This is a genomic window from Streptococcus oralis, from assembly GCF_019929345.1.
In the GTDB taxonomy this organism is placed as follows: domain Bacteria; phylum Bacillota; class Bacilli; order Lactobacillales; family Streptococcaceae; genus Streptococcus.
This window is the reverse complement of record NZ_JAHZPJ010000005.1, coordinates 77491-89609: the sequence shown is the minus strand read 5'-3', so window position 1 is coordinate 89609 and position 12119 is coordinate 77491. Positions and strand designations below refer to the sequence as shown.

Sequence of the window (12119 nt, the reverse complement as noted above, 5' to 3'; positions counted from 1 at the left end):
TTTTCCTGAAAGAAACTAGAAAGAGAAAGAGATGTTTTTAGGAAGACGTCGGATATTTTTTAACCAATACTATGATAAAGCGATTTATTATGATCGCAAAACCCACGAACTTTTGGAGGCACCAAAGAGCAAGCTCTTGGATACAGAAAAGTCTAGCCGGATGAATCGCCATATACCCCTATTGGTAGTCCTTTTGTTATCAAGTGGTAGTGGGTTGATTTCCTTCTTTCGCTTGTTTTTACATAGCACCTATACCATGTCTACCTTCTGAAGTGTTCTTCTCATTTGGCTAGGGCAGTTTGCTTTCATCACTATCCTTGTTGAACGCGCCTTGTATCGAAATGTCAACAGCGCTCAGGTGACTACTCAAACTATCTGTCTGGCGCTTATGGAAAAGTCAGAGGAAACAAAGGAAGCTGAGGCGGAGATGAGTGAAAAAGATAGTCGCAATGCTACTCGCTGGATAAGAGCATTGCTTTCTCTGGTTCCCTTGGTTGGATTTTTCTACGCCTATAATTTTATTTGGAATTACCAAGAGAGGTTGGGCACTCCCATTGGAGGAGAGATTGTCAAGATTGTCCTAACAGGACTTTTACTAGGCTTGACATTTGTTCTTTATAACCAAAACAATTTACCCAGAATATTTGATATGCTGGATCGCTTTTATGCTAGAGAACTGAGCCTCATCTGTCGAGCAGACGACAATCCAGATGTCTATCTAGAAGTAAGTATGGGGACGGATGAAGAATTTGTCATTAAGGAAGTACAGAAGGACTAAGAGCCGTTTTTGAAAGAGTAAGATAGAAAGAGGTAGAGTATGTTTTTTCTTAGACGTCGTCGAGTGTTTATTGGCGAGTGCGATGGTCAGGCGGTCTACTATGACCAGCAGACTGGGGAGGCTTTAGCAGCTCCCAAAAGTTTTCTGCTCAATACGGAAGGTGCTTATAAGACCAATGCTTACATTCCTGAAATGGTTATTTTTCTGATGGCAGGTGGGCCAGGGGTTTTTGGATTCTTTTCAGCTATGTCCATTGGTGTCTATAACTGGACCAGTTTGACCTATATCCTACTATTTTGGTTGGCTGAATTTTTGCTTTTGGTTGCTATTTGTGAGCGAGGATTTTATAAAAATGTTCGCAAGGCTGTTCCGACAACAGAGAAGGTGTTTTATTATGCAGTGTCACATAATTTGATGGTAAGGGATGAACATTTTGACCCAGCTAAGGCATCTGCCACAGTCTACCGAATTGTTCGATGGATTCTTGTGCTTTTTAATTTTCATTCTATATATGTTATTTATAGTTGTATTAAATCATTTGGTCAGCCCATTGAGACTAATTATGAGTTCTGGGGGATAGGGATAATCTGGTATACAATGATATTGCTTTATAACCAAAACAACCCGGTTCGTTTTGTGAAGATTATGAAGCTATACAGTCAAGGGAAAGTACGTTTTAAGGAAGAAACAGATAGCGAAACGTGTAACTAGGTGTTAGGGAACAGTAAAATCCCAGAAAGTGAGTGCTGTATCTTTAACAAAGTGAGGTGTAGCTGCTACGATAGTTGCTATGTGATGATCTCCTCAAATGGAAGATTATCAAGGATATACGGCGTTCTGCCAGATGAAATTTGGAGATAAAAAATAAAAGACATCCGTATTTTCGGTGTCGACTTTGTAAAGAAGTAAGAAAATTGTAATCCAAGAGAATTTTACCTTAACTGGTGATTTACACTATATTTCTTATGATTCAACTGTTTTAGTTCGATCCATGGGAGCATTTTTGAAACCTATTAGTCTCCTATTATACGTAACCTATCTTCTTGCTTCTATTCTTGTTTTTTGGTCGAAAAAGCACTTGAGTAGTCAGGTCTTTACCTATTTTTCATGGGGGTCAACTTTATTTATATCAGGTCTCTATTTTGCTAGTGCTGTAACCTATGATGCATACACTATGGTGGGAGTCTAGCTTCGGATTGTAGTAGGAATAGTTCTATTTATATGGATAATTGTCAATAAAATTCAGAATTTGAAACGATACTTGAATGATGAGGATAAAAAACCACTTCTTATGTACTGCATCCCAAAGATTAGATTTTGTAGTCTAACTTTTGGGGTGCAGATTATTTATATCTACCACCTTTTTCTTTCGAGTTGAGATGTGCTAATAAGGAATTCTAAGAGTCCTGAAACTACTTTCAGGATAGTCTGTTATATAAAATAGTTTTGAAACTGAAATCTATTCCATTACAAACTATTGAAAGCGCTTAACAAATGATATATAATAAGCCCATAAGAACAAGAAAGGGAGGAAAGAGGATGCCACAGATTAGCAAAGAAGCCCTGATTGAACAAATCAAAGATGGAATCATTGTCTCTTGTCAGGCACTTCCTCACGAACCGCTTTATACAGAAGCGGGAGGAGTCATTCCCTTGCTAGTCAAAGCGGCTGAGCAAGGAGGAGCAGTTGGTATCCGAGCAAACAGTGTTCGCGATATCAAGGAGATCAAGGAGGTTACGAAACTCCCGATTATCGGGATTATCAAACGTGACTATCCGCCACAGGAGCCATTCATTACAGCTACTATGAAAGAAGTGGATGAACTGGCTGAACTAGACATTGAGGTTATTGCTCTGGATTGTACCAAACGTGAACGTTACGATGGTTTGGAAATCCAAGACTTTATCCGACAAGTCAAAGAAAAATATCCGCATCAACTCTTGATGGCTGATACCAGTACCTTTGAAGAGGGAATAGCAGCAGTTGAAGCAGGTGTTGATTTTGTTGGAACAACCCTATCAGGCTATACCTCTTATAGTCCGAAAGTAGATGGTCCAGACTTTGAACTGATCAAAAAACTTTGTGAAGCAGGTGTGGATGTCATTGCTGAAGGAAAAATTCATACACCAGAACAAGCCAAGCAGATCCTTGAATATGGGGTGCGAGGCATTGTTGTTGGTGGTGCTATCACTAGACCAAAAGAGATTACGGAACGCTTTGTTGCCGGTCTTAAATAATACAATCTCAAAACAGAGGAGAGTGATCGATGCGTCGGATGGAATGAAAACGTATACAAACAGAAGCTTACTCACTATCCAATATGGACACGCTTATCAATTAGGAGAATACAAATGAAATTTAGAAAACTAGCTTGTACAGTACTTGCAAGTGCTGCGATTCTTGGCCTTGCTGCTTGTGGTAACTCTGGTGGAAGTAAAGATGCTGGAAAATCAGGAAGCGATAGCGGAAAAACAGAAATCACATGGTGGGCATTCCCAGTCTTCACACAAGAAAAAACTGGTGATGGTGTTGGAACATATGAAAAGTCAATCATCGAAGCTTTTGAAAAAGCAAATCCAGATGTAAAAGTGAAATTGGAAACCATCGACTTCAAGTCAGGTCCTGAAAAGATCACAACAGCCATCGAAGCAGGAACAGCGCCAGACGTACTCTTTGACGCACCAGGGCGTATCATCCAATACGGTAAAAATGGTAAATTGGCTGAGTTGAACGACCTCTTCACAGACGAATTCGTCAAGGATGTCAACAATGAAAACATCGTACAAGCAAGTAAGGCTGGAGATAAAGCTTACATGTATCCAATCAGTTCAGCTCCATTCTACATGGCTATGAACAAGAAAATGTTGGAAGATGCTGGAGTTGCAAACCTTGTAAAAGAAGGTTGGACAACTGATGACTTTGAAAAAGTTTTGAAAGCGCTTAAAGATAAAGGGTATACACCAGGTTCATTGTTCAGTTCTGGTCAAGGGGGAGACCAAGGAACACGTGCCTTCATTGCAAACCTTTATGGCGGTTCTGTAACAGACAAAGATGTAACAAAATATACAACCGACGATCCTAAATTCGTCAAAGGTCTTGAAAAAGCTGCTAGTTGGATCAAGGACGGTCTATTGAACAATGGTTCACAGTTTGACGGTGGAGCAGATATCCAAAACTTTGCGAACGGTCAAACTTCATACACAATCCTTTGGGCACCAGCTCAAAACGGTATCCAAGCGAAACTCTTGGAAGCAAGTAAGGTAGACGTGGTAGAAGTACCATTCCCATCAGACTCTGGTAAACCATCTCTTGAATACCTTGTAAACGGATTTGCAGTATTTAATAACAAAGACGACAAAAAAGTCGCAGCTGCTAAGAAATTCGTAAAATTCATCGCAGATGACAAAGAATGGGGTCCTAAAGACGTAGTTCGTACAGGTGCCTTCCCAGTTCGTACTTCATTTGGCAAACTTTATGATGACAAACGTATGGAAACAATCAGTAGCTGGACTAAATACTACTCACCATACTACAACACTATCGATGGATTTGCTGAAATGAGAACACTTTGGTTCCCAATGTTGCAATCTGTATCAAATGGTGACGAAAAACCAGCGGATGCTTTGAAAGCCTTCACTGAAAAAGCTAACGAAACTATCAAAAAAGCTACAAAACAATAAGCACTAAGTCAGATTGATTCCCCCTTTTCCCTGAGCACTACGGTGTAAGAAAAGGGGGACTTTTGTTTGAAATGGTAGGAACTGTCACGAAATTAAAATGAAGTTCTTACATAAGCGAATCTTAAAAAATTTCATTTTGGTTTTAAAACAGTTTAAGAAAATCAAAAACTATTCTATTTGAAAGAGAGGTGCCGACTGTGAAAGTCAATAAAATTCGCATGCGGGAAACAGTGATTTCCTACGCTTTCCTAGCACCAGTATTATTCTTCTTTGTGATCTTTGTCTTGGCTCCTATGATTATGGGATTCATTACAAGTTTCTTTAACTACTCCATGACTAAATTTGAGTTTGTGGGCTTGGACAACTACATTCGCATGTTTAAAGACCCTGTCTTTATGAAGTCTTTAATCAATACCGTTATCCTGGTTATTGGATCTGTTCCGATTGTGGTTCTCTTCTCTCTCTTTGTAGCATCTCAAACCTATCATCAAAACGCGATTGCCCGTTCTTTCTATCGTTTCGTCTTCTTCCTTCCTGTAGTTACAGGTAGTGTTGCCGTAACGGTTGTATGGAAATGGATCTATGACCCCCTATCAGGGATTCTAAACTTTGTCCTTAAGTCAAGCCACATCATCAGCCAAAATATTTCTTGGTTGGGTGACAAAAACTGGGCCTTGCTAGCGATTATGATTATCCTTTTGACAACATCTGTTGGTCAACCGATTATCCTTTATATCGCTGCCATGGGAAATATTGACAACTCACTTGTTGAAGCAGCGCGTGTTGACGGTGCGACTGAATTTCAAGTCTTCTGGAAGATCAAATGGCCTAGCCTTCTTCCAACAACTCTTTACATCGCGATCATCACAACCATCAACTCATTCCAGTGTTTCGCCTTGATTCAGCTCTTGACATCTGGTGGTCCAAACTACTCAACAAGTACCTTGATGTACTACCTTTATGAAAAAGCCTTCCAATTGACAGAATACGGCTATGCAAATACCATCGGTGTCTTCTTGGCAGTGATGATTGCCATTGTCAGCTTTGCTCAATTCAAGATCCTCGGAAACGACGTAGAATACTAAAGAAAGGAGACAGTTATGCAACCTACACAAAAGAAACCTTTAACAGCTTTTACTGTTATTTCAACGATTATCTTGCTCTTGTTGACCGTACTGTTCATCTTTCCATTCTACTGGATTTTGACAGGGGCCTTCAAATCACAGCCTGATACCATTATGATTCCGCCACAATGGTTCCCTAAAATGCCAACTATGGAAAACTTCCAACAACTCATGGTGCAAAACCCTGCTATGCAGTGGATGTGGAACTCTGTATTTATCTCACTGGTAACCATGTTCTTAGTCTGTGCAACCTCTTCTCTAGCAGGTTATGTCTTGGCTAAAAAACGTTTCTATGGTCAACGCATCCTCTTTGCAGTCTTTATCGCTGCCATGGCACTTCCAAAACAAGTTGTCCTTGTACCACTCGTACGTATCGTCAACTTCATGGGAATTCACGATACTCTCTGGGCAGTTATCTTGCCTTTGATCGGATGGCCATTCGGGGTCTTCCTCATGAAACAGTTCAGCGAAAACATCCCGACAGAATTGCTTGAATCAGCTAAAATCGACGGTTGTGGTGAGATTCGTACCTTCTGGAGCGTAGCCTTCCCTATCGTGAAACCAGGATTTGCAGCCCTTGCGATCTTTACCTTCATCAATACTTGGAACGACTACTTCATGCAGTTGGTTATGTTGACTTCACGTCAAAACTTGACCATCTCACTCGGGGTTGCGACCATGCAGGCCGAAATGGCAACCAACTATGGTTTGATCATGGCGGGTGCAGCTCTTGCAGCCGTGCCAATCGTAACCGTCTTCCTTGTCTTCCAAAAATCCTTCACTCAAGGGATTACTATGGGAGCTGTTAAAGGATAATACTCTGCGAAAATCGAATTCAAACTACGTCAGCATCGCCTTGCCATACTTAAGTATTGCCTGCGGTTAGCTTCCTAGTTTGTTCTTCGATTTTCATTGAGTATGGGAAAAACTGTCTATCAAAATTCAGAAGAATATGCTATAGACTAAGAGAAATATAGTTTCATAAGTGTCTACAAAATGGAGAGTATGCAGTTACTTCGTGAAGTTTTGTCAGACACTTATCAACTTAATTTATGATTTTAGTTAACTATCAGAAACGAAGGAAACAGTATGATTTTTGATGATTTGAAAAACATCGCCTTTTACAAGGGAATCCATCCCAATCTAGACAAGGCTATCGACTATCTCTATCAGCACCGTAAGGATTCTTTCGAACTCGGTAAGTATGAGATTGACGGGGACAAGGTCTTTCTAGTTGTTCAGGAAAATGTCCTCAATCAAGCTGAAAATGATCAATTTGAACATCATAAGAACTATGCAGACTTGCATTTGCTGGTAGAAGGGCACGAATATTCGAGCTACGGTTCACGTATCAAAGACGAAGCGGTAGCATTTGACGAAGCGAGCGACATTGGTTTTGTCCATTGTCATGAAAAACACCCACTCTTGTTGGGTTATCACAATTTTGCAATTTTCTTCCCAGGAGAACCACACCAGCCAAATGGCTACGCAGGTATGGAAGAAAAGGTTCGCAAATATCTCTTTAAAATTTTGATTGATTAAAAGAATCAGGAGGAGCAAACATGGCACAAAAAGGAGTAAGCCTTATCAAGGCAGCATTTGATACAGATAATTTTCTCATGCGTTTCAGTGAGAAGGTCTTGGATATCGTGACAGTCAATCTTCTTTTTGTCGTCTCTTGTTTGCCCATCGTGACGATTGGAGTGGCGAAAATCAGCCTCTATGAGACTATGTTTGAGATTAAGAGAAGCAGACGGGTACCAGTCTTTAGAACTTATCTAAGAGCTTTCAAGCAAAATCTGAAACTGGGGCTTCAGTTAGGTCTGTTAGAGTTGGGCATTGTGTCATTAAGCCTTCTAGACCTCTATCTCTTCTGGGGACAGACTGCTTTGCCTTTCCAGATTGTGAAAGCTATATGTTTGGGGATTCTCATCTTCCTCACTCTGGTGATGTTGGCTAGTTATCCCATCGCTGCACGCTATGATTTGTCTTGGAAAGAAGTGCTGCAAAAAGGGCTTATCTTGGCAAGTTTTAACTTTCCTTGGTTCTTCCTCATGTTAGCCATTCTCTTTCTCATAGTGATGGTTCTTTATCTATCCGCCTTCACTCTCCTTTTGGGTGGGTCAGCTTTTATCCTCTTTGGTTTTGGTTTGCTAGTCTTTCTCCAAACAGGATTGATGGAGAAAATCTTCGCCAAATACCAGTAGGATGAGGTGTTTCTGAAACTACTTTCAATCGTTACAGTTTCTAAAATACAGGTAGAAACTAAAATCTAAGTGTATACAAGATATTGAAAGCGATTTTCACAAGGTGTATACTAAACTTGTAAAAAAATAGAACTGCTCTCAGCAGAAAAAAGAAATCTTAGGAGAAAATCTATGTCAGATTTGAAAAAATACGAAGGTGTCATTCCAGCCTTCTACGCATGTTATGATGATCAAGGAGAAGTCAGTCCAGAGCGTACGCGTGCCTTGGTCCAATACTTCATTGATAAAGGTGTTCAAGGTCTCTATGTCAATGGTTCTTCTGGTGAGTGTATCTACCAAAGTGTGGCAGACCGCAAGTTGATTTTGGAAGAAGTTATGGCCGTTGCCAAAGGAAAATTGACTATCATTGCTCACGTTGCTTGCAATAATACAAAGGATAGTATGGAACTTGCTCGCCACGCAGAAAGCTTGGGTGTAGATGCCATTGCAACCATTCCACCGATTTACTTCCGTTTGCCAGAATACTCAGTTGCCAAATACTGGAATGACATTAGTGCTGCAGCTCCAAACACGGACTACGTGATTTACAACATTCCTCAATTGGCAGGTGTTGCTTTGACTCCAAGTCTCTACACTGAAATGTTGAAGAATCCTCGTGTTATCGGTGTTAAGAACTCTTCTATGCCAGTTCAAGATATTCAAACTTTTGTGAGCCTCGGTGGAGAAGACCATATCGTCTTTAACGGTCCAGATGAACAATTCCTAGGTGGCCGTCTCATGGGGGCCAAGGCTGGTATCGGTGGTACTTATGGTGCTATGCCAGAACTCTTCTTGAAACTCAATGAGTTGATTGCTGAGAAAGACTTGGAAACAGCGCGTGAATTGCAATATGCTATCAACGCAATTATTGGCAAACTCACTTCTGCACATGGAAATATGTACGGTGTCATCAAAGAAGTCTTGAAAATCAATGAAGGCGTGAACATTGGATCAGTTCGTTCACCATTGACACCAGTGACTGAAGAAGATCGACCAGTTGTAGAAGCAGCAGCGCAATTGATTCGTGAAACCAAGGAGCGCTTCCTCTAATCCATAAGGAGGTATTTATGACACATTACGTTGCAATTGATATCGGTGGAACCAACATCAAATATGGCTTGATTGACCAAGAAGGCCAGCTTGTTGAATCGTATGAAATGCCAACAGAGGCGCATAAGGGCGGCCCTCATATCTTACAGAAGACCAAAGATATCGTAGCCAGCTATTTAGAAAAAGGCCCAGTAGCAGGTGTTGCCATTTCTTCGGCAGGGATGGTGGATCCAGATAAGGGTGAGATTTTCTATGCTGGTCCTCAGATTCCCAACTATGCAGGAACCCAGTTCAAGAAGGAAATCGAGACGAGTTTTACTATTCCTTGTGAGATTGAAAATGATGTCAACTGTGCAGGTCTGGCTGAGGCAGTATCTGGTTCAGGTATGGGAGCGAGTGTCACTCTTTGCTTGACCATTGGAACCGGTATCGGTGGTTGCTTGATTATAGATGGCAAGGTTTTCCATGGATTTAGCAATTCGGCCTGCGAAGTCGGTTATATGCATATGCAGGATGGAGCTTTCCAAGACTTGGCTTCTACGACAGCTTTGGTAGAATATGTGGCAGCAGCTCATGGTGATCCAGTTGATCAGTGGAATGGCCGACGCATTTTCAAGGAAGCTACTGAAGGAAACAAGATTTGTATGGCTGGTATTGACCGCATGGTAGACTACCTTGGGAAAGGTCTGGCAAATATTTGCTACGTTGCCAATCCAGAAGTGGTCATTCTCGGTGGCGGGATCATGGGGCAAGAGGCTATCCTCAAACCGAAGATCCGCACAGCCTTGAAGGCGGCCTTGGTGCCAAGCCTAGCTGAAAAAACACGATTAGAATTTGCCCATCACCAAAACACAGCAGGGATGCTCGGTGCATATTACCATTTCAAGACAAAACAATCCTAGTTTGGAACTATAAAATTAAGCAGAACACTTAATCACTACTCGAGTGAAAACTGTTTTGCTTAATTCTTTTTTTATTGAAAAATTTGAGCCAAAGGATGTAATCGTGAGAAACTAGGAGAAAATAACCGCCTTGTATGAAAGGTTAAGGCGAGATGATGAACTACAAGGCGAGAGCAATTCTATCATCCATTTAATTGATATTTAGCTTGAGTAAATGGGAAAATGTGGAAAAATGATATAATGAGATGGACGAAAAATTGACAAATTAGAATTTGTAGAGGTGAGAAAATGTATTGGCAACCTATTCACCTGAAATCGAAATCATATAAAATTACGAGGAGATTGTAAGATGAATAATTATATAAAATTAAATGAAGATAGATGGAATAATGTAAAAAATGACTACACTGAGCCATTGACACATGAAGAACTAGAAGAAACTAGAAAACATCCAATTTCTGTTGCCTTAACTGTTGGGAAAAAAGTTCCGATAGAATGGTTTGAAAAAGCAAACGGGAAAAAGATATTAGGGTTAGCTTGTGGTGGTGGTCAGCAGGGTCCCGTTTTTGCTGCAAAAGGTTATGATGTCACCATCATGGATTTTTCTAAATCACAATTAGAAAGAGATGAGATGGTCGCTAAAAGAGAAGGCTTAAAAATCGATACCGTTCAAGGTGATATGACAAAACCATTTCCATTTGAAGATGAAACTTTTGATATTGTTTTTAATCCGGTTTCAAATGTATACATAGAGGATTTAGAAAACATGTATAAAGAAGCTTCTCGAGTATTGAAAAAGGGTGGACTCTTAATGGTCGGATTTATGAATCCCTGGATCTACATGTATGATGCGGACGTTGTATGGGACCAACCCGATGAGGAATTACTTTTAAAGTTTTCACTACCTTTTAATTCAAGAGAGCTTGAAGAGGAAGGCAAAATCACCATCAATCCAGAATATGGATATGAATTTAGCCATACCTTAGAAAGTCAGATTAGAGGACAACTTAAAAATGGTCTCGCTATGATTGATTTTTATGAATCGTGTGACAAAAGACATCGATTATCACGTTATGGAAATGACTACATCGCTACACTCTGCATTAAACTATGATATTATAGAACGTGCTTCTGAAGAATAGCTCATTTTATTTTCTGTAAGGGTTAAAATCTAAATCTCACTTTGTCGAAGTAAAACTATTAAATAAAAATAAAAAAAGGAAGTAAAAGCAGCAAATAGTCGATACTTCCTTTTTTCTTGTCAAAAATTCAAAAATGGAAAGGAGAATTTAAGGAAGAATTGAAAAGCCCAGATAAAAAAGGCATTAGCGCAAAGAGAAAGATTGGCGAGCCCACCTATGAGTCTATTACCATTTCAAAACAAAATAATCCTAGTTTGGTTCAACCAAACTAGGATTTTCTAACGCGTTTTTGTCTACGATAGCCATTGAGCTTTTTATTTTCCCAATAGCTGTTAAAGATTTTTTCCTTGCTCTCACGATTGATTTCCAAAAAGTAGGCATAAATCAAATCTGTTAAAATGAGCATAGGAAGTTGAGCGGAAATACGCTGGATATAGGATGTTTGACTATGGCTTGCCACAAGGACTGTTTCGGTATAGGCCTGACCATTTTTGTTTGGAGCGCTGGTAAAGAGGATGGTCTTGGCACCCATTTCCTTGGCATCCAACAAACTATCTAGGACGGATTCGGTGGTGCCAGACAGGGAAAAACCAAGCACCAAGCAATCTTCATCCATGATACTGGTTGTCCATGCAAAGCCATCCCGATCGGTCAAAGCTTCACAGACAACACCCAGACGCATAAAACGTAGCTTCATCTCACGGGCAATCAGACCAGAACTTCCTGTTCCAAAGAAGTAAACTCGTTCAGCGTCATCGATTAATTGGGCGACTCGTTCCAGTTGTTCTTCGTCGATCAAATCCTGAGTTTGTTCTCGCATGATACTGTAGCTTCGTAAAACACGTTTGGTCAAAGGACTGTGTTTGTGCGAATGCGTGTCTTGTTTATCGGCCTGGTGCTGGTATTGAAAGACGAACTCTCGGTAGCCTGTAAAACCACACTTTTTGGCAAAGCGGGTCAAGGCTGCTTGGGAGATATGTAATTTCTGGGTAACTTGCTGAGAAGAAAGATCATCTTGGATCGTTTCAGCTTGTAAAAAATAGCGAGCGATTTCTTGCTCCAGCTCGGTTAATTCTTCAAAATGGAGATCGATTATGGTTGCGATGTCTGGCTTATTCATGAGGCTCCTTTTTATGAGTCAAAATCTTAAAAGTTAACGCTTCCCTAACTATTAGTAACATTATATCATAGAAGTT

The 12119-nt window shown here is 40.3% G+C and carries 11 protein-coding genes and 1 pseudogene; 11 read left to right on the top strand and 1 reads right to left on the bottom strand.

All coding sequences use genetic code 11. The features are described from left to right. Positions 1 to 31: 31 nt before the first annotated feature. The 11 genes and pseudogenes from K1I97_RS05120 to K1I97_RS05070 all read left to right on the top strand — a co-directional run bounded on the left by K1I97_RS05120 (position 32) and on the right by K1I97_RS05070 (position 10895). Positions 32 to 778: pseudogene (locus K1I97_RS05120) on the top strand (hypothetical protein). A gap of 39 nt (positions 779 to 817) precedes the next feature. Further along, positions 818 to 1489, top strand: a complete 672-nt coding sequence (locus K1I97_RS05115) for a hypothetical protein (RefSeq protein ID WP_223331680.1) — start codon at positions 818 to 820, stop codon at positions 1487 to 1489. A gap of 828 nt (positions 1490 to 2317) precedes the next feature. Beyond that, a complete protein-coding gene (locus tag K1I97_RS05110; RefSeq protein WP_061417201.1) occupies positions 2318 to 3016 on the top strand; it encodes an N-acetylmannosamine-6-phosphate 2-epimerase in 699 nt (232 codons plus the stop codon). Positions 3017 to 3130: 114 nt separating this feature from the next. Next, complete coding sequence (locus K1I97_RS05105; RefSeq protein WP_223331679.1) at positions 3131 to 4459, top strand: ABC transporter substrate-binding protein; 1329 nt, start codon at positions 3131 to 3133, stop codon at positions 4457 to 4459. Between the two features lie 218 nt (positions 4460 to 4677). After that, positions 4678 to 5544 (top strand): carbohydrate ABC transporter permease, encoded by an 867-nt coding sequence (locus K1I97_RS05100; protein WP_161800156.1) that lies wholly within the window; start codon positions 4678 to 4680, stop codon positions 5542 to 5544. Between the two features lie 15 nt (positions 5545 to 5559). After that, positions 5560 to 6399: a carbohydrate ABC transporter permease gene (locus tag K1I97_RS05095; RefSeq protein ID WP_001183243.1), complete on the top strand. Its 840-nt coding sequence runs from the start codon at positions 5560 to 5562 to the stop codon at positions 6397 to 6399. 273 nt (positions 6400 to 6672) lie between these two features. Beyond that, complete coding sequence (locus K1I97_RS05090) at positions 6673 to 7125, top strand: YhcH/YjgK/YiaL family protein (RefSeq protein WP_223331678.1); 453 nt, start codon at positions 6673 to 6675, stop codon at positions 7123 to 7125. Between the two features lie 20 nt (positions 7126 to 7145). Next, positions 7146 to 7790, top strand: coding sequence for a YesL family protein (locus K1I97_RS05085; RefSeq protein WP_223331677.1), 645 nt, complete (start codon positions 7146 to 7148; stop codon positions 7788 to 7790). Positions 7791 to 7961: 171 nt separating this feature from the next. After that, the gene (locus K1I97_RS05080; RefSeq protein ID WP_223331676.1) at positions 7962 to 8879 is read left to right on the top strand and encodes a dihydrodipicolinate synthase family protein; all 918 of its coding nucleotides are present in this window, start codon (positions 7962 to 7964) and stop codon (positions 8877 to 8879) included. Positions 8880 to 8896: 17 nt separating this feature from the next. Continuing rightward, positions 8897 to 9781, top strand: coding sequence for an ROK family protein (locus K1I97_RS05075; protein WP_223331675.1), 885 nt, complete (start codon positions 8897 to 8899; stop codon positions 9779 to 9781). Positions 9782 to 10130: 349 nt separating this feature from the next. Further along, on the top strand, positions 10131 to 10895 hold the full coding sequence (locus K1I97_RS05070; RefSeq protein WP_223331674.1) for a class I SAM-dependent methyltransferase: 765 nt from the start codon (positions 10131 to 10133) through the stop codon (positions 10893 to 10895). 296 nt (positions 10896 to 11191) lie between these two features. On the opposite strand, the gene K1I97_RS05065 is transcribed toward K1I97_RS05070, so the two are convergent. Next, complete coding sequence (locus tag K1I97_RS05065) at positions 11192 to 12043, bottom strand: MurR/RpiR family transcriptional regulator (RefSeq protein ID WP_223331673.1); 852 nt, start codon at positions 12041 to 12043, stop codon at positions 11192 to 11194. Between the last annotated feature and the right edge of the window lie 76 nt (positions 12044 to 12119).

Excerpts from the sequence above, each read along its gene's own strand:
- K1I97_RS05115 (WP_223331680.1), top strand. The coding sequence starts at position 818 with ATGTTTTTTCTTAGACGTCGTCGAGTGTTTATTGGCGAGTGCGATGGT.
- K1I97_RS05110 (WP_061417201.1), top strand. The coding sequence starts at position 2,318 with ATGCCACAGATTAGCAAAGAAGCCCTGATTGAACAAATCAAAGATGGA.
- K1I97_RS05105 (WP_223331679.1), top strand. The coding sequence starts at position 3,131 with ATGAAATTTAGAAAACTAGCTTGTACAGTACTTGCAAGTGCTGCGATT.
- K1I97_RS05100 (WP_161800156.1), top strand. The coding sequence starts at position 4,678 with ATGCGGGAAACAGTGATTTCCTACGCTTTCCTAGCACCAGTATTATTC.
- K1I97_RS05095 (WP_001183243.1), top strand. The coding sequence starts at position 5,560 with ATGCAACCTACACAAAAGAAACCTTTAACAGCTTTTACTGTTATTTCA.
- K1I97_RS05090 (WP_223331678.1), top strand. The coding sequence starts at position 6,673 with ATGATTTTTGATGATTTGAAAAACATCGCCTTTTACAAGGGAATCCAT.
- K1I97_RS05085 (WP_223331677.1), top strand. The coding sequence starts at position 7,146 with ATGGCACAAAAAGGAGTAAGCCTTATCAAGGCAGCATTTGATACAGAT.
- K1I97_RS05080 (WP_223331676.1), top strand. The coding sequence starts at position 7,962 with ATGTCAGATTTGAAAAAATACGAAGGTGTCATTCCAGCCTTCTACGCA.
- K1I97_RS05075 (WP_223331675.1), top strand. The coding sequence starts at position 8,897 with ATGACACATTACGTTGCAATTGATATCGGTGGAACCAACATCAAATAT.
- K1I97_RS05070 (WP_223331674.1), top strand. The coding sequence starts at position 10,131 with ATGAATAATTATATAAAATTAAATGAAGATAGATGGAATAATGTAAAA.
- K1I97_RS05065 (WP_223331673.1), bottom strand. The coding sequence starts at position 12,043 with ATGAATAAGCCAGACATCGCAACCATAATCGATCTCCATTTTGAAGAA.